Here is a 19,581-nt window from a genome sequence, read left to right on the forward strand (position 1 = left end):
CTTTGACCGCACGCCGCGCCCCCGCTCGACGCACGAGGCTTTGGGCCCTTGTGCCCGTCCTCGTACTGCTCCTGGCGGTCGGCACCGGGTGTGTCTCGACGGGCACGAACCCGGTTTCCGGAAACACGCGCGCCTACGGGTACTCGTGGCAGGAGGAGGTAACGATGGGCCAGAAGGCGGACAAGCAGATTCAGAGCCAGTACGGCGTCTACGACGACGAGGAGCTCCAGGAGTACGTCGACGGGGTGGCGCAGGAGGTGCTGGCGGAGAGCCACATGCGGCGGCCCGACACGCCCGAGCGGTTTCGAAATACGGAGTTTGAGTTCCGCGTGCTCGACAGTCCCATTATCAACGCGTTTGCGCTCCCCGGCGGCTACGTGTACGTAACCCGGGGCCTCGTGGCCCACCTCAACAACGAGGCCCAGCTGGCCATGGTGCTTGGGCACGAGATTGGACACGTCGCCGCCCGGCACGCCTCGCAGCAGGCGGCCCGCCAGAAGTTCACGCAGGGGCTTCTGCTCAGCGGGGCCGTCGCCGGGCAGGTGGCGTTCGGGGGCAATGTGGCGGAGAACGTCATGGGGCTTGGGGGGCAGGCCGCGCAGTTGCTGTCCCTCAGCTACAGCCGCGACAACGAGCGCGAGTCCGACCGGCTCGGGGTGGAGTATGCCGTCCGGGCGGGCTACGATGGGGCCGAGGGGGCGGCCTTCTTCGAGTCCCTCGAACGGGTGCGGGAGCAGGGGGGGCAGTCCATCCCGACGTGGCAGTCGACCCACCCAGACCCAGGGGCGCGGCAGCAGACGATTCCGGAGCTGGCCCAGACGTGGCGGAAGAAGGTGGACAGGCCGGCCACGACGATCGACCAGGATGCGTACTACAACGCCCTCGAGGGCACCGTGCTCGGCAAAAATCCGCGTCAGGGCTTCGTGGAGGAGGGGGTGTTCTATCAGCCCGAGCTGGCGTTCCGGTTTTCGATCCCGAGCCGCTGGGACGTACAGAATCAGCCCCAACAGGTGGCCCTGGTGCAGCCCGACCAGTCGGCCTACATGATCTTCACGTTCTCCGACGCCGAGACCCCCGACGCCGCGGCCCGCAAATTTGCCGGACAGGACGGCCTCTCGGTCCTCGATCGCCAGAGCACTTCCGTGAACGGAAACGACGCCCGGCGCGTCCTGGCCGAGGGGAAGACGCAGCAGGGGCAGGTCGTTCGCCTGCTGACCTACTTCATCGCCTACGGAGACAACGTGTACCAATTTCAGGGAACCACCAGTGCCGATCGGTACGACGCCTACCGGCCCGACTTCGAGCGGACGATGACAAGCTTCGCGCGGCTCACCGACTCGGAGAAGCTGAACCGACAGCCCGCGCGCATCGCGATCCAGGCGGCGGACCGGGAGGGGGCCTTTCGGTCCTTCGTCGATACGGACGCGCTGCCGTCCGACATGACGGAGGAGGACCTCGCGATTATCAATCAACTGGACGTGGACCAGGTCGTCGCTCCGGACCGCCCCCTGAAGCTGCCGAACTAACGGGGGAACAGCTCCAGGAGGCCTCGGGGCAGGTGTCCCCCGGCTCCCGCGAAGCCGATCCGGCCGTGCGGGGGGCGAGCGACGCGGGTCTGCTTTCCACTAACGGCGGGCCCGGTGGGGATCCTCCTCTTCCTCCGTCGGGGGAATGACGCGCCCCTCGCCGCCGACGACCATCTGGTCGTCCCGGTAGATGTACGTGCGCAACTTGACGTGCTTCTTGTCCTCGATCTTCTCTGAGACCTTCACCTGGACGCGGACCTCGGAGCCGACCGGGACGGGGCGGAGAAAGCGGCACGAAATGCCGACGGCGATGCTGCCGTGCCCGGGAAAGTCGCGGCCCAGCACCTTTGAGATGAGGCCGAGCAGGAGCACGCCGTGGACGATGGGCTTGCCGAATCGGGAGTGTTCTTCCGCGTAGTCCGGATCGACGTGCACAGGGTTGTCGTCGCCCGTGATGTCGGCGAACTTCTTCACGTCCTCCGCCGTGACGACCCGTGTCCACTCGTGGGAGTCGCCAATCTCAATCGATTCGTAGGTGTTGACCATGGGCAGCGAGTGGTTGGAGAGGGAAAGGGCAAAAGAAGAAAAGAGCGTTCCGCACCCAAGGTAGAAAGAAACGACGGAAAAACCTACCGATGGGGGCGGCGAGACGGATCAGAACCCCGTCGGCGTGTTTAGGAGCCGGGCATCAACGCCCGAGCGGACCGGGGCGTTACTCCTGCGTGGAGGCGGGCGGCCCGTTGACACGGGACGGGAGAATGCATCTCCGTTTTCGGTCATTCAACGCACAAACGTGATGGATCGTCTTTTTCGGGCCCTTCGGCCGTTCATCCGGCGCGTAACGCAGCGTGCCGGAGGGGTGCTCGTGCTCGCCGTCCTGGCGACGATCCTGGGCGGCTACGGGGCGTCTCAGCTCTCCATCGACACCGACATTTCCAATCTCGTCCCCGAAGACTACGAGAGCGTCCAGGCGCTCGATACCCTCCAGCGCACCGTCGGGGGGGAGCGCGACATGGCGGTTGCCATCTCCAGCCCGTCGTTCGAGGCCAACAAGGCGTTTGCGGAAGATTTCATTCCGAGGGCCCTGTCTTTGAGGCGAGAGGCGGACACGAGTGCGACGTACCTGACGCGGGTCGAGTACAAGCGCGAGGTCAAGTTTCTGAAGGACAACGCGCTCTACTTTGCGTCCGACCAGGAGCTGCGCCAGGTCGAAGACTTTTTGGACGATCAGATCGCGGAGGCGAAGCGGGCCCGCCAGGAGGCCAACCCGTTCTACTTCGAGCTCGAGGAAGAAGAGGGGGGGACGGCCGACACTGCCGAAACGACGGAAGAGTCCGGCGAGGCGCTGGAGGGGGTCTACGACCGCCTCATCGGAAAACGATACCCGATCTCCGACGACAGCACCACGATGGTGCTGCGCTTCTACCCGTCGGGGGCGAACACGAACATCGGCTACATCGAGAACCTGTACGCCGACACGCGGGCCCTGGTCGACCGGATGGAGCCCGCGTCGTACCACCCGGAGATGGAGGTTGTGCTCGCCGGGCGCCTGTACCGGCAGCTCGTGGAGGTGGAGACCATCTGGAGCGACGTGACCGGCTCGTTCGGGGTGGGCGTGGGGACCGTACTGCTCGTGGTCATTCTGTACTTCCTGTACAAGGCCTACCGGGTGCGGTCGGGCCCGGGCTTTGACGGGCGGGTGCTGCTGCGCGAGCTGGTGCGGGCGCCGGTGATGGGCCTCGTGATCGGGGTGCCCTTGTTCATGAGCCTGGCGTGGACGGGCGGCGTGGCGGCCCTGCTGTTCGGGCGCCTCAACCTTATGACCTCCACCCTCGGGCTCGTGCTCTTCGGGCTGGGGATCGACTTCGGCATCCACTTCTACGCCCGGTACGCCGAGGAGCGGGCCGACGGGCACTCGGTCGTCGACGCGGTGGAGCGGACCTTCGTCAGCACCGGCCAGGCCATCGCCGTCGGGGCCTTCACGACGGCCGGGGCCCTCTACGTGCTCGTGGTGGCCGACTTCAAGGGCTTCAGCGAGTTTGGGGCCATCGCGGGGACGGGCGTGCTCTTTGCACTCGTCGCCATGACGGTGGTGATGCCGGCCCTGTTGGCCCTGCTGGAACGGACTGGCCTGCTCGACCTGCGGAGGGGCGCCGGCATGGAGGCGGCGCCCGACGACGCCCCGCGGCGGTATTCGGCGGCACGGCCCGTCGTGGTGGGGGGCCTCGTGGCCGTCCTCTTGGCCCTGGCGCTCGCCCCGCGGGTGGACTTTCAGTACGACTTTGGGGCGCTGGAGCCCGAGTACACCGAGTACGAGCAGCGGGACCGGTACGTTGACCGCGTCAGCACCGGGGGCAGCAACAACCGCCGCAACCCGGCCTACATCGTGGCGGACAGCCGAGACGCCGTGCCCAAGATTGTAGCGGCCGTCCGCAAGAAAATGCGGGCGGACACGACCTCCCCGACCATCCTGGCGGTGGAGAGCCTGCAGGAGCGGTTCCCGCTTCGCGATACGGCGCAGGCCTCCAAGCTGGCCCGCATCGCCCAGATCCGGGAGACCGCCACGGAGAACCGGTACCTCCGGGACGAGTCGACCGACGCGCTCGAACGGCTGCGCCGCGCCGCGCAGCCCCGCGCGCCCATCCCGCTCGATCAGGTGCCCCGGTCGCTCCGGAAGCAGTTTACGACGAAGGACGGCGAGCTCGGGCGGTTCGTCATGATCTACCCCTCGGTCGGCCTCTCCGACGGGCGGAAGTCGATTGCCTTCGCCAAAGACGTGGGCACCATCACGACCGAGGACGGCACCACCTACCACGCGGGCTCGACCTCGCTCGTGGCGGCGGACATGCTGATGCTGCTGCAACGGGAGGCGCCCTGGATGATCGCCGGGACGTTCGTCATTGTCGCCCTGCTGATGCTGCTCAACTTCCGGTCGCTCCGGTGGGCGGGCCTGGCGCTCGTGCCGCTCGTGGTGGGCCTGCTGTGGATGCTCCTGGTGATGGAGGTCTTCGGGCTGAAGGTCAATTTCTACAACATGATCGTCTTTCCGGCCATCCTGGGGATCGGCAACGACGCGGGTGTGCACATGGTGCACCGGTACCGGGAGGAGGGCCCCGGCTCGCTCTGGACGGTACTGCGGTCGACGGGCGAGCACGTGACGATGGGCACGCTCACGACGATGGTCGGGTTTGGGGGGCTGCTTCTGAGCTTCCACCCCGGCCTCAACTCGATGGGCACCCTCGCGGTGCTGGGGCTGGGCACGACCCTGCTGGCGGCGGTGGGCTTCCTGCCCGCCCTCTGGCAGTGGCTGGAGGATCGGGGGTTTTGGGGGAGTGTTGAGCGTTGAGGGGTGAGCGTTGAGGTTGAGAGGGGGCGGGGAGCTACGTCGGGTCTTCGGGCAACGTGTCGAGGGGGCTGGTGACGCCGTCGTCGCTCTGCTCCAGGACGTGGACGTACTGCATGGTGGTGCGCAGCTGCTCGTGCGCGAGCAGCTTCTGGATGGTGCGCACGTCGGTGCCGTCCTGCAGCCGGTGCGTGGCGAACGAGTGACGAAGGGTATGGCAGGTGGCCCGCTTCTCGATGTCGGTCGCGTCGGCGGCCTTCTTGACGGCCCGCTGCACGGCCGAGTCGGAGCGGTGGTGGCGGCGGACGGCCCCACTGCGCGGGTCCTCCGAGAGGGTCGTGGAGGGAAACACGTACTGCCAGCGCCACTCGGTTTTTGCAGTCGGATACTTCTCTGCAATGGCATCCGGCAGATAGACGCCGCCTACGCCGTCGGCACAGTCCGCCTCGTGCTGGGCCTTCACTGTTTTCAGGTGGCGCCGGAGCGGGCCGTGGAGGCGCTCGGGCAGCACCGTCGTCCGGTCCGTGCCGCCCTTTCCGTCCCAGACGTGGAGGCGGCTGGTTCCAACGTCGAGTTCTTTGACCCGAAGACGGAGGGCTTCGGACAGCCGGAGGCCGCTTCCGTAGAGAAGATGCGCGGTCAGGCGATTCGGGCCGGGAGAGAGGGCCGCGAAGAGCTGCCGCACCTCCTCGCGCGAGAGCACCGTGGGGAGGCGTTTGGGGCGGTCGGCGCGGTCGAGCGGTCCAATGTCGTCCAGCTCAATTTCAAGCACCTGTTCGTAGAGGAAGATCAGGGCGCGGTCTAAAACCACTTCCGCCCTCACGTTCGTTCGGTCAGGGCGTTGAGGGCCTGGTTCTGCGTGGAGGCGGCCACGTTGCGCTCCGACGCGAGGTGACCTAAGAAGGCGCGAATGTCGTCCTCGTTGAGGTGGCGGGGATGGGTGGTGTCGTGGAAGCAGGCGAAGCGTTCGGCCCAGCGGACGTACGCTTTTTCCGTGTGGTAGCCGTACTGGCGGCGCCGGCAGGTCTGCCGCACCTGATCGAGGAGTTTGGGCGACTGGTCTGGGGCATCGGGCATGGCGACCGGCAGTTGGCTCCGACACGACGTATGGCTTGAAAATAAGATTGCCAATATCGAGTATGCCAAGCGGTAGGCGATATTCCGTCAATCGAACCTGCTTGACATATGAACAGTCCTGTTCGCCCAACTGCGTTGGGTCCACGGGGTTACGAAACGAGTGCGTGGATATGTTGAGTGCTCTGATATAATTACAGGCTATAAGGCTCGTCCATAAGCTTCTTCTCCCAATGATCGATCTGAAAGCCTCGTCACTTGAGGAACCGGATTTTGCTGCTCTGACCACAAACCGCCAGTTTCTTGCACTGCGTGTCAAACTGGATCAGAAGTCATTATTGGATGAGCTGAAAAATCTCAGTCATCTAAATAGACTCAGAAGCAAGAGGAGTAGTCATAAGCAAGAGGTGAGAAAATGGATGGTAAATGGTTGGAGTACCGAAAAAATGATAAAGGTGAATAAGGAGAATCTGGATGGAGATGCACTTCTCCAGGCAGTTCACTGGGTATTCCCTCAGGCGTACTATTCCATCTATGCTTGTCTGCAGGCCTACCTCAAGGCAAAGGGGGCACCACACGAAACCCACGCTTCGGTAAGAAAAGAGTTTGCCAAATTTGCCGAGCAAGGTAAGTATCCTGACTTGATATCTTTTCTGGCAAAAGGCGAAAGGTATAGTATAGTTTTTGAAAACATAAAAGACTATGGTAAAGGATCGAGCATATCTTTAGATATAGACGATGAAGAGTCTGTGGAATCAATGATCTGCAGCTTCTTGCGAGCAACTAGAAAATACTTTCTCGACGAAATGAGAGAAAAGAGAAATTTTACTACGAAAAGTGGAAATAAGAAAGAGAGGCTGTCAGAAGAGGAGAGAAAAGATGTTTCAAGTAGCGTAGGGCCAACATCATTAATAGATCTAATATACAGGAAGAGGATAAAGCCAAACTACGACGAAATAGACACATTTCATAGCGATGATATTGATGCTATGGGTATACACAAGAGCCTTCGCAAAATTACCTCTTGCCTAAACTTTGTGCATGAGGTTTATGTGGCTTCAATTATGGGATATAATTGGCTTCATGGAGTCTATACGTCACACCCACTTGAGTACGGGCGTCTTGACAAGAGAATGGATTTCATCGAGGATATATTTTAGAGCCTTATAACAATTGTTACACCTGAACCCGGGCTGCTGCCGTTTCCGTGCGCTGTCGGTAGTGCAGGTTGCTTTTGTCGAGCGAAAGTGATGATGCGAGCGGGTGGAAATGTGATCGAACGCATTAGTTCAGACGTTGTGAGTCGATCCAAACCTTTTCCCCACCCGGCTCAGGTGAGCGTCCACGTTATGGCGCGGAAGGATTGGTATTTAGAAGCGATGGATCTACACTGGTTGTGCAATTGTACGATCAGTACGCCGAATCATGAAAGTTGTCATCGATACTTCCGCCCTCATCGCCGTTGTGTTGGGTGAAGAGCACCGGGACCGGATCATCCGACAGACGGAGGGAGCCGACCTGATTGCGCCGGAGACGCTTCATTGGGAGGTGGGAAATGCTTTCTCGGCGATGTTTACGCGGGATCGTCTCGGTCTGGATGCGGCCGTAGAGGCCCTCCGGCGATACGACGAGATTCCGATCCAGTGGGTGGAGGTGGCGTTGGACGATGCCCTTCGTGTTTCCGATCGGCACGATCTCTATGCATATGACGCCTACATGCTCGTCGCCGCGAGGCGCCATCAGGCGCCGCTCTTGACGCTGGATGAAGGGCTGAAGGAGGCAGCTCGCGAATCCGACATCGATCTTTTGGAGGTGTAGATATGAGAGTATACACGTATTCGGAGGCTCGTCAAAATCTTGCTGATCTGCTGGACCAAGCCGGAGATGAGGGAGAGGTGCGGATTCGCAGGCGCGATGGGAGTGAGTATGTCATTCGGCCACGCCGGCGTGACGGATCGCCCCTTGATGTCCCGCCTGTGAATACTGAGGTCAGTACTGAGGAAATCGTGGCCGCCGTTCGGGAGGGACGCGAGCGAACCCCCCAGTAGGTTCAGCCCGGTCGGTGCATTGTGCGCCATAACCCGGTTGCGACAGCTGACAAGGGGCGCGAGCTGTTTTCGGGCGGACTCGGCCAATCGGGATCGGCTTCGCAGACCCGGAGGGGCGAGACGGGTGCGTAGGAACTGCGACCGGCGAGGTCGTCTGGAGCGGGAGAGGTTCTTCCGGACAGTTTCCTGCCACTTGTAGCTGAGCTATGGCGTTATCCCGAGGTCTTAGAAACCTACACATTGTGGAATGAAAGATGAAGAGCTTTTGGAAGAAGTAGAGGCGTTTCAGAAACTACTGATTGATTACTCCACGGGGGGAGACGTAGAAGGGAAGGAGTATAAGCGTCTAAGACGAGATCTTCTTTCGAATCCAAAAGTGAAGGATGAGCTTCCCGAGTTCATTCAGAACTGTCGCTCACTGAGGCAATTCTGGAGTTTTATCAAATCGGAATCGGGAAATTATGAGGGGAGAAGACGATTTATCTGGTCGGAATTTGCTCCCGTCCTAAACAAGCTTGAGGGTGGACTGGAAAGCCCGGCTGATGATCCTATAACTGAGGCTCTCGCATCACTTGATGCAGGACATGTAGATCGTATCTGGCACAAAGCTCTGGAGCGGAAAGAGAAAGATCCTGAAGGAGCTGTAACTGCTGCTCGCACGCTTCTCGAATCGGTGTGCAAAACCATCCTTGACGAGATGGAGATCGATTATGACGACAAAGCAGATCTGCCGAAACTATACCATCAGACCGCAGACGAATTGAATTTAGCTCCTGGGCAATATTCCGAAGAGCTGTTCAGAAAAATTCTCGGCAACTGTCAATCAGTGGTTGGTACACTTGGTGCTATCCGAAATGCTCATAGCGATGCTCACGGAGATGGAAAAGCTTCTTACAAACCAGCTTCCCGACACGCTGAGCTAGCTGTTAATCTCGCTGGCTCCATGGCGATGTTTTTAGTGCGGACTTGGGAAAATGCGTCTGAGTCGGCATAACCATCGATGTAGCTGACAAAAAGCTCGGGCTGTTTTGCCTCATTGATTAGAGGGATGATTCCTGTGCTCGAATCAGGTGATGTACCGCGACTTTTCGTGAGCTAATCTCATCCGCTATGCATAGCCGAACGGTGATCTTCCTCCCCCATAATAGGGGATGCGTCGCTCATGCCCTACTAGCTCAGAACCATGCCGAAAACTGTTGAGGCTATCGTCGGCGAAGATGGATCCATCCAGCTCCCGGATTCGATTTCTCTGAAGAGAGACCAGCGGGTGCTCGTAACGATCCTTGAGGAGACCGACGAAGCGAACCAAGATCTCAAGTCTGACTCCAGCGTGGGAGAGCCCGCGCTGCTAGGTGAGAAGGCCCTCGCTGAAGATTGGACTCGTGAAGAGGAGGATGAGGCATGGAAGCACCTTCAGCCGGATCAGTAGTCCTGGTTCTATTCCCGTTTCGGATTTGTCGGAGTCGAAGCTACGTCCAGCGGTCGTGCTGGCGGAAATTAGTCGGGACGACTTCGTGCTTTGTCAGGTGATGAGCAATCCGTACGCGGATCCGAATGCTGTTGGGCTCACGGATAAGGAGTTCGAAGAAGGGAGCTCGAAACGAGTAAGCTACGCTCGTTCCCGGAAGCTCGTCACGGCCAATCTTCAGCTGTTTGAGGGAGAGGCGGGAGCGCTCACGGAGGAACCGAGAACAGAAAATCGTCCAACAGGTCGTTCGGTTGCTCCGCTCCGGGAGACGGAACGCCAATCCACTTCATCGGGCTTGAGAAGTTGAAGCAGAACAAGCGGGCAAGCGGCCGACACAAAGACCTCGACGACCTGGAGAATCTTCCGTAGCAGAGGGACGCCTCAGGCTGCTCTATAACCCTGGGCTAGAGCTGACGGAAGGCTTTTGCCGCCATCGAGCGAGGCCGGTCGAGACTGGTCCCCGTCTCACCCGTCGTGCCGGTACATCTCCTCCACGTAGTCGAGCACCATCCGCTTGGCGCTGAAGGGGGCCGGGACGCCCGTCATCGCCTCGCGCATCATGTCGATCCAGTCGGTGGGCAGGCCGTCGTCGTTGCGGGTGTAGAAGGTGGGAAGGACGCCCTCTTCGAGCTGCCGATAAAGCGAGGCGGCGTCCTGCTCGTCCTGCACCTCGGGGTCGGCCGTGCCGTAGTCGCCGGTCGGTTCCGGCCCGATCGCCCAGCCGTTGTTGCCGTTGTAGCCCTCCGGCCACCAGCCGTCGAGCACGCTCAGGTTGAGCCCGCCGTGCGCGGCCACCTTCTGGCCGCTCGTGCCGGAGGCCTCCAGCGGGCGGCGCGGGTTGTTGAGCCACACGTCGCAGCCGGACGTGAGCATGCGGCCCATCTCCATGTCGTAGTTCTCCAGGAAGACGACCTTTCCCTCAAAGCCTGCTTCCTGACTGAGGGCGTAGATGCGCCGAATGAACTCCTTGCCGGCGTCGTCGTCGGGGTGGGCCTTGCCCGCGTAGAGAATCTGCAGCGGGCGGTCCGCGTCGGAGAAGAGGGCCCGGGCGCGCTCCCGATCCCGAAAGAGGAGCGGGGCGCGCTTGTAGGTGGCGAAGCGGCGGGCGAAGCCAATGGTGAGGGCCTCGGGGTCGAGGTCGAGGTGCATCGGAAGGCTCTGTGCCTGCACCTTCTCCGCGACGTAGTTGAGCAGGCGCTCGCGGAGCGAACACCGGAAGTCCCAGAGCGTCTCGTCACTCAGGTCCGCGAGGGCGGCCCAGTCGTCCGGGTCCTGCGCCTCCGTGAGGTCGACGTGGATGTGGTCGGCGAAGAAGTCGCGGGCCGGCCCGGCCGTCCACGTGGGGAGGTGGACGCCATTCGTGATCGCGTCGATGGGCACCTCGTCCAAGGCGCGATCCGGGTAGAGGTCCTCCCACTGCTGGCGCGCCACGTGGCCGTTCAGCTCCGACACCCCGTTCGCCGCCCGGGACAGCTTGAGGCCGAGAACGGTCATCGTGAAGGTCTCCTCGTGGTCGTCCGTGTGGACGCGGCCGTAGCCGAGCAGGTCGTGGTTGCTGAGATGAATTTCGTCCCGGAATCCGGCCATGGCCTCCGAGAAGAGGTCGGGGTCGAAGTGGTCGTGCCCGGCCATCACCGGCGTGTGGGTGGTAAAGACGCTTCGGTCGCGCACCCACGTCTCGGCCTCGGCCACGTCGTCGCCCGCCGCCAGCCGCTCGCGCAGCAGCTCCAGCATGAGGAACGCGCAGTGGCCTTCGTTGGCGTGGTACACGTCGGGCGTCACGTCCAGGGCCCGCAGCATCCGGAGCCCCCCGATGCCGAGGACGATCTCCTGGCGGATGCGCTCGTGGTCGCCCCCCTGGTAGAGCCGGCGCGTGAGGGGCCGGTACTCGTCCGGGTTGGCGTCGAAGTCCGTGTCGAGCAGGTACAGGTCGGTGTGCCCCAGCGCCACCTTCCAGGCGCGCACCGAAATCTCGTGGGTGCCGATGGGCACCGTGACGGTCAACGGATCGCCGCCGCCCTCCGAAACGAGCGAGACGGGGTGCTTGGCCGGGTCGAGCACCGGATACGTGGCCTCCTGCCAGCCGTCGGCGTCGAACGACTGTCGGAAGTAGCCCTCCCGCAGGAAGAGGCCGATGCCCGTGAAGGGAAGGCCCAGATCGGAGGCGGCCTTCGAGTGGTCGCCGGCCAGCACGCCGAGGCCGCCCGAGTAGAGCGGCATGCTCTCGTGGAGGCCGTACTCCATGCAGAAGTACGCCGTCTCGGGGGCGTCCTCCACCTGCGGCGTCCGCTCCATGTAATCCCGGTAGCGCTGGTAGACCGCGTCGACATCGTCCTGGAAGGACGAATCGTTGAGCACCTCGTCCTTGGCCGTCGCGAGGGCGGCCCGAGGGTTGTCGTCCGACGCCCGGTATACCTCAGGATTGAGGCGTCGGAAGAGAGAACGGGCGTCGGGGGTCCAGGTCCACCAGAGGTTGGTGGCGATGGACTCGAGCTTGTCGCGCGACGTCATGTGGCCGAAAGACATAGAAGGAAGGACGATGAGCAGACGTGGCGTGTTGCGGATACACTGGGAGCCCCGAAGACACCCCATGTATAAGGGTCGCAGTGCGGGACGGATTTGCCAAGTGCCTGGCGTGAAAATCTAATGACCCCCCAATGCAGAGGGAGCGGCTTCAATGCAGAGGGCGCGGCTTCGGCACAAAAAGCCAGTCGCCCGGACGGGCGCCCCGATTGCTGTGAACCGGGAGACACGGGAAAGTGTCCGCGGGGCCCTGGTGAAAACGACGTACGCTGGGGCAAGAGGAAATGAAGGAGGAAAAAAGTTTCGTTTCTACACAGCCTCGGCTCCGCATACCGTTCCCGGCCGGAACGCCTGGGGGCACGCGTGGGAGAGAACCGCCGTTGACGGCGCCGCCCGATTCAGACGGGGGCGCATTGGCACACGTTTTTCTCTATGTTGGCACCCATCGTCCCGCTTCATCCATCTGCCGGCGCTCGGACACACATCTGCGCGCCGGCGAACCGCTTACTCGCGCCCAAGCCCGACTGCCGTCATGACTGCTTCCGCCCCGGCCGATTCCGACGGCCCCGCCGTTCGAGCGTGGGCGGGCCCATGGGGGATGGCTGTGGGCGCCGCTCTCTTCGGGCTCGGGGGGCTGGTGGCCGGACGCCTGGTGGGGGCGGCCGCAGTTGGGTGGGGCGGTGTGCTGCTCGCCGGGGGCGGAATCGGGGCGATGGTGCTCCTGCACGGGCGTCGCCTGCGCCGGGCGCGCCGACGGGCGGCGGCCCGCATCGACGCGGCGCGTGACGACCGGGACGCGGCTCGGGAGGCGCTTGACACGGCCACCGACCGGATCGAGACGCTCGAAGAGATGCGTACGGCCAAGTCCCAGTTCCTCGAAGAGATCAGCCACGCGTTTCGGCGCCCGCTGACCCTTACCCTCGGTCCCATCGACACCCTCCTGGAGGGCCGCCACGGGGCCCTCGGCGACGAGGTGCGGACGCAACTCCGCCTCGCGGAGCGGAACGGGACGCGCCTCCTGTGGCTCGTGAACCAGCTGCTGGACCTGGCGGAACTGGAGACCGGCCGCATGTCCCTCACGCCCACCGACGGCCACCTGCCGTCGGTCGTGGTCCAGGGCGTTCGGTCCTTCGAGGGCCTTGCCGAGCGTCGCAACGTGCACCTCCACTTCGAGTCGACGCTCGACGATCCCGTCGCCCGGTTTGACGAGACAAAGATGGAGACGATGCTCGCGAACCTGCTTTCCAGCGCCTTCCAGGCCGCAGGGGAGGACGGGACGATTCAGGTGATCGTCCGCCCGTGTGCCGCCCCGCCGTCCGCCGAACCCGAGACGGACGGCCTCGAACTCGTCGTCGAGCATACAGGGACGCAGGGGCATCCGCCCGCGGAGGACGATCTGTGGGGGACCCGCGACGAGCCGTCCTTCCGGGCGCCGGACCGCATCAGCACGCGGCTCGGGCTGCGCCTCGTGGACGAGTTGGCGACCCTGCACGAGGGCGCCCTGCAGATCGACCCGGCGGCCGACGGCACGGTGCGGTACGCCGTCCGGCTGCCCCGGTGCCCCCCGGGCCGCGAGGGGCCCACGTCGGACGCGAATGCGGGGGCATCCTCGAGCGACACAGGGATCGCGGCGCCGGACGACGACCTCGGGCAAGATCCCCTGGCGCTCTCCCGCGAGGCCCTGGCCGGCCGGGCAGACGCCTCCGCTCCGGCCCCGGAGGCGCCCGCCGCGTCGCCGGACGAGGACCGGACGACCGTGCTGGTCATCGACGACAACTCGGTGGTCTGTACCCTCGTGCGGACCCACCTGGAGCCGGAGTACCGGGTGGAGGAGGCCCACGACGGGGCGGAGGGCTACACCCTGGCCCGGACGCTGCTGCCGGACCTGGTGATCAGCGACGTGATGATGCCGGAGGTAGACGGGTTCGAGCTGTGCCGGAAGATCAAGCAGGACCCGGACATCGACCACGTACCGGTGGTGTTTCTCACCGCGCGGGCCGACCTCGAGGACAAGGTGGAGGGCCTGGACGTGGGCGCCGATGCGTATCTCACCAAGCCCTTCGAGCCGGAGGCGCTGATTGCACGCATCGAGAACCTGATCGCCACGCGACGGACGCTGCGGGAGTCGTTCCAGGACGCGGGGACGGCGGGAGGGGAGTCCCGGCATTCCTCAGACGAGGCGGGCAACGGGGCCGAAAAGGCGAAGGAGGCACTTCCCCCGACCGCCGAGGCGGCGCCGTTGCGCGATCGAATCGAGGAGGCAATCGCGGAGCGCCTCACCGATCCGGACTTCGGCGTGTCGGAGCTGGCGACGGCGACGGCCCTGAGCGCCTCCCAACTGCGGCGTCGGATGAAGGCGATGTACGACCGCACGCCGGTGCAGCTCATTCGCCATCGTCGGCTGGAGGCGGGGGCGCGGCTGCTCCAGGAGCGGGCGGACGTGACGATCGGAGAGGTGGCCTACGCGGTCGGCTTCAACAGCCAGTCCTACTTCTCCCGCTCGTTCCGGGAGGCGTTCGGCGTGCCGCCGTCGCAGTACCGGGGCGAGGGCGCGGCCGCGTAGCGTCGCTCCTTACGTCTCGCCCGGAAGCGATACAACCCGCGCGTTTTCCGGCGGCTCCAGCTTTGTCGCGTCGAACGAGCGGCGGTACGAAATGCTGTCGGCGACGGCCTCATTGCGGAGCGTATCGCCGGGCCCGTCGTCCTCGTCGTACGCGTAGCCCTCGAACCGAGTGGGCACCGTCAGGCCGTCGACGGTCACGTAGTCCTGATAGTCGAAAAACGTCTGGGGGAGGTCCGCGTCGGCCCCCACCTCGCGCCCGTAGCTTACCGTGTACCGGATGGCGTCGACCCGTCCGGTCTCCTTGTCGAGGTAGAGGACGTACGTATCGTCGGGCGAGTCGCCCACGTTCTTTCCAAACGTGACCCGCACCATGTCGTGGGGCGTGCCGTCGATCGAGTCGTCCGGGAGGGCCTCGTACCGGGCGCCGGGGTCGGCCAGGACGAACGGGATCTGCTGGAAGTAGAAGCCGGTCAGTGCCCAGAAGCGGGGGTTGGGGCGCTTGAGGGAGGCCGGCGCGATCCACGCCCGCTCCCCGGTCCACGCAAAGCGGGCGTCCACCGGCCGGGCGTCGTCGTACGCCCCCACCGCCAAGAGGTCGTGGTAGGCGCGGCGCGTGCGGTTGTCGACGACGAGAAAGGATTTGAAGCGGAGGTCGGCCCCTTTGTTGGCGTAGGTCCAGGTGTAGGAGCTGGTCGGGGCCCGGTGCCACGCCGGGAGCCCGCCGTGGGCCTCGATGGCCCGGAGGAGGCGCTGCCCGCCCTCGTTCTGGGAAAGCCGGTTCCGGGCGTCCGCAACCCGCCGCTCCACCTCGTCCTCGGGCACGACGTTTGCCGCCGGGGACGACGACGAGTCTCCGGCGCCGCAGCCCGTCATTCCGAGCGCGACGGCGAGCAGGAGCACGCCCCCCATGACGAGGCGGTGGGGCGGGGCGAGGGGAAGGGGACGAAGTGGCATGAGGGTACCAGGAGGACGAGAGAAGAAGAGAGATGGGTCACCCGTCTGCCCGCCGCTCCGCGGCGGGGCCGAGGTCGAGGCCCGCAAAGAGGTTGTTGAGCGATTCGGCCAGCGTGGGGTGGGCGAAGGGGGCAGCCCGGAGGCGGCCGACCGGCAGGTCCCCCATCATCGCCGTCTGCAGGACCGACATCACCTCTCCGCCCTCAATGCCAAGAACGGCGGCGCCGAGGAGCCGGTTTGTCGTCGAGTCGATGACCGCCTTCATGAGGCCGCGCGTCTCGTCGACCTCCAGGGCGCGGGCCACGCGGGTCATCGGCATCTGCGCCACCGTCACGTCGAGGCCCCGGCTGCGTGCCTGCTCTTCGGTGAGGCCCACGCGGCCGAGCTGTGGGTCGGTGAAGAGGGTGTAAGCGATGAGGCGGTCCTCGGTGGTGCGGTCCCCACCGTGGAGCCAGTGGTCCTGGAGCACGCGGTAGTCGTCGTAGGAGACGTGCGTGAAGGCGGGGCCGCCGGTCACGTCCCCGATTGCGTAGATGCCGTCGGCGGTGGTGGCGAGCCGGGCGTCAACCTGCACATAGCCCTGCTCGGTGGTCGCCACGCCCGCCGCGCCTGGGTTCAGCGCGTCGGTGTTCGGGCGCCGGCCCGCGGCCACCAGGAGCTCATCGCCCGTGATGCGGGCCGGGGCGTCGTCCCCCTCCAGGTGCGCCGTGATCGTGCCGCCCGCCTCCTCGACGGCCGTCATGCTCGTCTCGTTGAGGAGACGGATCCCGTCCTCCCGCAGAATATCTTCAAGCGCCCCGGCCACGTCGGCGTCCTCACGGCCGAGGACGTGCTCGCCCCGATCGATAATCGTCACCTCCGCCCCGAACCGCCGGAACATCTGCCCGAACTCGAGCCCGATGTACCCGCCGCCGAGGATGAGCAGGTGGCCCGGCACCGCGCCCAGCTCCATGATGGAGGTCGAGGTCAGGAAGTCTACCGCATCGAGCCCGTCGATGGGCGGAATGGCGGGACGGGTGCCGGTGTTGATCACAATGCGGTCCGCCGTGAGGGCGCGGGGCCCGCCGTCATTGGCGTCGCCGTTGAGCGTAACCTCCACGGTGTTCGGATCGACGAACCGGCCGTCGCCCTCAATGAGGTCCAGGGTGTCTTTTTCTTCGATGCTGCTTCGGCTTCCCGACCGAAACATGCCGACGATGTCGCGCTTGCGCTGGCGGACCGTCTCCAGGTCGACACTCACGTCGCCGGTCTCCACGCCGTAGTCCCCGGCGCGGCGGGCGAGGTGGGCCACGCGGGCGCTGGCGATCATGGTCTTGGTGGGCGTGCAGCCCCGGTTGACACACGTGCCCCCCACGTGCCTCCGTTCGAGGAGGGCGACGTCGTGGCCGGCTTCGGCGACGGCGCCGGCGAGGGGCCCGCCGCCCTGACCGGCGCCGATGACGATGAGGTCGTAGGAGACTGGATCTGTCATTTTGGGAAGCGGTCGAGGGCTGAGGGAAGCGAGGAGCAGCCGGGCGCGGGCTACGAGGAGGAGGTCGCCTCGGCCCGATGAGATCGGGTGCGGCCGGTCGAGGTCCAGGTGGGGAGGAGGCGGTCTACCGCGTCGGGGCCCCACGTGCCCGCCTCGTAGGAATGCACCGGGAGGTCCGTCTCCAGGAGGGGCGTATAGAGTTGCCACGAGGCCTCCACCTCGTCGGCCCGGACGAAGAGCGTGGGGTCCCCAACGATGATGTCGCGCAGGAGCGTCTCGTAAGCGTCGGGGACGGGACCGAACGCGTCCTGGTAGGAAAAGCTGAGCTGCTGCGTCTCCAGGGGCATCGAGCCGTCGTCGCTGTTGCCGGGGGCCTTCACCTCGAAGCGCAGGTCGAACCCCTCGTCCGGCTGCAGCGTGATCAGCAGCTCGTTCGGGGCGGCTTCACAGTCGGCGTCCCGTGGCACACACGGCCCCCCGTCCGCCTGGAAGAGCGACACCGGCGCGCTTTGGAAGCGCACGGCGATCTGGGTGAGCTTGCGGGGCAGCCGCTTGCCCGTCCGCAGGAAAAAGGGCACGCCCTGCCACCGCCAGTTGGCCACATTCAGGCGCATCGCGGCGAACGTCTCGGTGTCAGAATCCGCTGGCACGTCCGGCTCGTCCCGGTAGCCGGGCACCGGCTCGCCCCCCATCGTGCCCGCCCGGTACTGCCCGAGGGCAACGTCGGCCCTGGGGTCGGGCTGCTGCACCGCATTCAGAACCTTCACCTTCTCGTCGCGGATGGCGTCGGCGTCCATGCTGGCGGGCGGCTCCATCGCCACCAACGACAGGAGCTGGGTGAGGTGGTTCTGGACCATATCGCGCACGTGGCCGGACTGGTCGTAGTAGCCGGCCCGCCCGCCCACCCCGAGCGGCTCGGCGACCGTGATCTCCACCCGATCGATGTGCTCCCGGTTCCACATCGACTCGAAGAGGGCATTCCCGAACCGGAAGGCCATGAGGTTCTGGACGGTCTCCTTGCCCAGGTAGTGGTCGATGCGGTACACCTGGTCCTCGTCGAAGTGCTGGTGGACCCGCTCGTTGAGGCGCTGTGCCGAGTCGAGGTCGTGGCCGAACGGCTTCTCCACGACGACGCGGCTCCAGCCCGAACTCGTGTTCAGGCCGACCGCCCCGAGCCCCTCAATGGCCTGGGTGTAGATGCTGGGCGGGAGGGAGAAGTAGAAGACCCGGTTGCCGGTCAGGTTGCGGTGCCGCTCCAGCTGTTCTACACGCTCACGCAGCCCCTCGTAGTCGTTTCCCTCGGGCCCGAGGCACTGGTAGTGCAAGTTTCGGGTGCACCAGGCGTCCACCGTCTCCTCCGCGTAGCCCTGCTCGCGGAGGGCCGTCCGGGCGGCCTCCCGAAACCGCTCGTCGGTCCAGTCCGACCGGGCCGCGCCCAGCACGACGCACCGCCGGGCCACGTCCTCGTCCTGCATCAAGTGGTAGAGGGCCGGGATCAGCTTCCGCTTCGTGAGGTCGCCGGTGGCCCCGAAGATGACGAAGAGGTGGGGGTCAATCTGAGACATATCCGGAGTGCGCGTGTCGAGGTACGAACGGGATCGCGGGAACGAGAGCCGTCCCCATTCGGCGTCTGGACGACATCACTCGTCGCTGGATTTGACGTCGTGCCCGCCAAACTGGTTGCGCATAGCGGCCAGGAGCTTGTGGGTGTAGGAGTCCTCCACCCGCGAGTCGAGGCGCGAGATGAGGGCGTCGGTGATGACGGGCGCCGGCACGTCGAGGTCGATCGCCTCCTTCACCGTCCAGCGGCCCTCCCCGCTGTCGTCGACCCAGGGTTCGATGCCCGACAGGTCCTGGCCCTCCTCCAGCGCGCGGGCCGTGAGGTCGAGCAGCCAGGAGCGCACCACGCTCCCGAACCGCCACGTCTCGGCCACCTTCTGGAGGTCGAGGTCGAATTTCTCCTTCGACTTCATGATGTCGAAGCCCTCGGCGTAGGCCTGCATCACGCCGTACTCGATGCCGTTGTGCACCATCTTGACGAAGTGGCCCGAGCCGACGTCGCCCATGTGGCCCCAGCCCTTGTCGGGGCCGGGCGCGAGGGTGGTGAGGGCGGGCCGCAGCTGGTCGACGGCCGCGTCCGGACCGCCCACCATCATGCTGTAGCCCTCCTCTAGGCCCCACACGCCGCCGGAGGTGCCCACGTCGACGTAGTGAAGGCCATGCTCCTCCGCGCGCCCGGCGCGGCGGAGCGTGTCCTTGTAGTTCGAGTTGCCGCCGTCCACGACGATGTCGCCCTCGTCGAGGTGGGGCAGCAGGTCGCCCAGGGTGGCGTCCACGGCGTCGCCCGCCGGCACCATCATCCAGCAGACGCGTGGGGGCTCAAGCTCGTCGACGAGGGCCTCAAGGGCGGGGGCCCCCGTCGCGCCGTCGTCCTCAAGGGCCTGCACGGCGCTCTCGTCGAGGTCGAAGCCGACGACCTCGTGGCCGTCGCGCATCAGGCGCCGGCCCATGTTCGCGCCCATCTTGCCGAGTCCGATCATTCCGAGTTGCATGGGGGGAGGGGAGGGTCGTTTGGGAGATCGAGTGAGGTTCGAGCGCCGCGCCCGTTGAG

General features: G+C 64.9%; 16 protein-coding genes. 8 read left to right on the top strand and 8 right to left on the bottom strand.

The window, feature by feature from the left end:
• The first annotated feature begins 50 nt into the window (after nt 1–50).
• A complete protein-coding gene (locus SRU_RS00370) occupies nt 51–1,526 on the top strand; it encodes a M48 family metalloprotease (RefSeq protein ID WP_011402854.1) in 1,476 nt (491 codons plus the stop codon).
• A 99-nt stretch (nt 1,527–1,625) separates the two neighbouring features.
• Here SRU_RS00370 and SRU_RS00375 read toward each other — a convergent pair whose 3' ends face one another.
• Nucleotides 1,626–2,072 (bottom strand): MaoC family dehydratase, encoded by a 447-nt coding sequence (locus SRU_RS00375; RefSeq protein WP_011402855.1) that lies wholly within the window; start codon nt 2,070–2,072, stop codon nt 1,626–1,628.
• Nucleotides 2,073–2,322: 250 nt separating this feature from the next.
• Between SRU_RS00375 and SRU_RS00380 the strand changes: the two genes are divergently transcribed.
• Complete coding sequence (locus SRU_RS00380; RefSeq protein WP_011402856.1) at nt 2,323–4,872, top strand: efflux RND transporter permease subunit; 2,550 nt, start codon at nt 2,323–2,325, stop codon at nt 4,870–4,872.
• 34 nt (nt 4,873–4,906) lie between these two features.
• On the opposite strand, the gene SRU_RS00385 is transcribed toward SRU_RS00380, so the two are convergent.
• Together SRU_RS00385 and SRU_RS15725 are read right to left on the bottom strand one after the other, a co-directional pair.
• Nucleotides 4,907–5,680, bottom strand: a complete 774-nt coding sequence (locus tag SRU_RS00385; RefSeq protein WP_237701798.1) for an integron integrase — start codon at nt 5,678–5,680, stop codon at nt 4,907–4,909.
• 8 nt (nt 5,681–5,688) lie between these two features.
• Nucleotides 5,689–5,946, bottom strand: coding sequence for a site-specific integrase (locus tag SRU_RS15725; protein ID WP_164923422.1), 258 nt, complete (start codon nt 5,944–5,946; stop codon nt 5,689–5,691).
• A 230-nt stretch (nt 5,947–6,176) separates the two neighbouring features.
• Here SRU_RS15725 and SRU_RS00395 point away from each other — a divergent pair, with 230 nt between their 5' ends.
• From SRU_RS00395 to SRU_RS00415, 5 genes are all read left to right on the top strand, one after another.
• Entirely contained in the window at nt 6,177–7,103 is a 927-nt protein-coding gene (locus SRU_RS00395; RefSeq protein ID WP_164923423.1) for a hypothetical protein, read from the top strand.
• Nucleotides 7,104–7,368: 265 nt separating this feature from the next.
• On the top strand, nt 7,369–7,761 hold the full coding sequence (locus tag SRU_RS00400) for a type II toxin-antitoxin system VapC family toxin (RefSeq protein WP_011402858.1): 393 nt from the start codon (nt 7,369–7,371) through the stop codon (nt 7,759–7,761).
• 2 nt (nt 7,762–7,763) lie between these two features.
• Nucleotides 7,764–7,991, top strand: a complete 228-nt coding sequence (locus SRU_RS15870; protein WP_081580625.1) for a type II toxin-antitoxin system Phd/YefM family antitoxin — start codon at nt 7,764–7,766, stop codon at nt 7,989–7,991.
• A gap of 247 nt (nt 7,992–8,238) precedes the next feature.
• Nucleotides 8,239–8,985 carry an abortive infection family protein gene (locus tag SRU_RS00410; RefSeq protein WP_013060574.1) on the top strand — a complete coding sequence of 249 codons (747 nt, stop codon included), beginning with the start codon at nt 8,239–8,241 and terminating at the stop codon, nt 8,983–8,985.
• Between the two features lie 189 nt (nt 8,986–9,174).
• Nucleotides 9,175–9,420, top strand: coding sequence for a hypothetical protein (locus tag SRU_RS00415; RefSeq protein ID WP_011402859.1), 246 nt, complete (start codon nt 9,175–9,177; stop codon nt 9,418–9,420).
• Between the two features lie 504 nt (nt 9,421–9,924).
• Here the strand turns inward: SRU_RS00415 and glgP are convergent.
• Nucleotides 9,925–11,970: an alpha-glucan family phosphorylase gene (glgP, locus tag SRU_RS00420; RefSeq protein ID WP_237701799.1), complete on the bottom strand. Its 2,046-nt coding sequence runs from the start codon at nt 11,968–11,970 to the stop codon at nt 9,925–9,927.
• Nucleotides 11,971–12,514: 544 nt separating this feature from the next.
• Between glgP and SRU_RS00425 the strand changes: the two genes are divergently transcribed.
• The gene (locus SRU_RS00425; protein WP_237701800.1) at nt 12,515–14,545 is read left to right on the top strand and encodes a hybrid sensor histidine kinase/response regulator transcription factor; all 2,031 of its coding nucleotides are present in this window, start codon (nt 12,515–12,517) and stop codon (nt 14,543–14,545) included.
• Nucleotides 14,546–14,554: 9 nt separating this feature from the next.
• Here SRU_RS00425 and SRU_RS00430 read toward each other — a convergent pair whose 3' ends face one another.
• The 4 genes from SRU_RS00430 to gnd form a co-directional block, all read right to left on the bottom strand.
• Entirely contained in the window at nt 14,555–15,499 is a 945-nt protein-coding gene (locus SRU_RS00430) for a hypothetical protein (protein ID WP_112902701.1), read from the bottom strand.
• A 37-nt stretch (nt 15,500–15,536) separates the two neighbouring features.
• Nucleotides 15,537–16,970, bottom strand: a complete 1,434-nt coding sequence (locus SRU_RS00435; protein ID WP_011402863.1) for a mercuric reductase — start codon at nt 16,968–16,970, stop codon at nt 15,537–15,539.
• Nucleotides 16,971–17,020: 50 nt separating this feature from the next.
• A complete protein-coding gene (zwf, locus tag SRU_RS00440; protein ID WP_011402864.1) occupies nt 17,021–18,535 on the bottom strand; it encodes a glucose-6-phosphate dehydrogenase in 1,515 nt (504 codons plus the stop codon).
• 75 nt (nt 18,536–18,610) lie between these two features.
• Nucleotides 18,611–19,522 carry a phosphogluconate dehydrogenase (NAD(+)-dependent, decarboxylating) gene (gene gnd, locus SRU_RS00445; RefSeq protein ID WP_011402865.1) on the bottom strand — a complete coding sequence of 304 codons (912 nt, stop codon included), beginning with the start codon at nt 19,520–19,522 and terminating at the stop codon, nt 18,611–18,613.
• Nucleotides 19,523–19,581 lie beyond the last annotated feature (59 nt).

Source organism: Salinibacter ruber DSM 13855 (assembly GCF_000013045.1).
GTDB lineage: Bacteria > Bacteroidota > Rhodothermia > Rhodothermales > Salinibacteraceae > Salinibacter > Salinibacter ruber.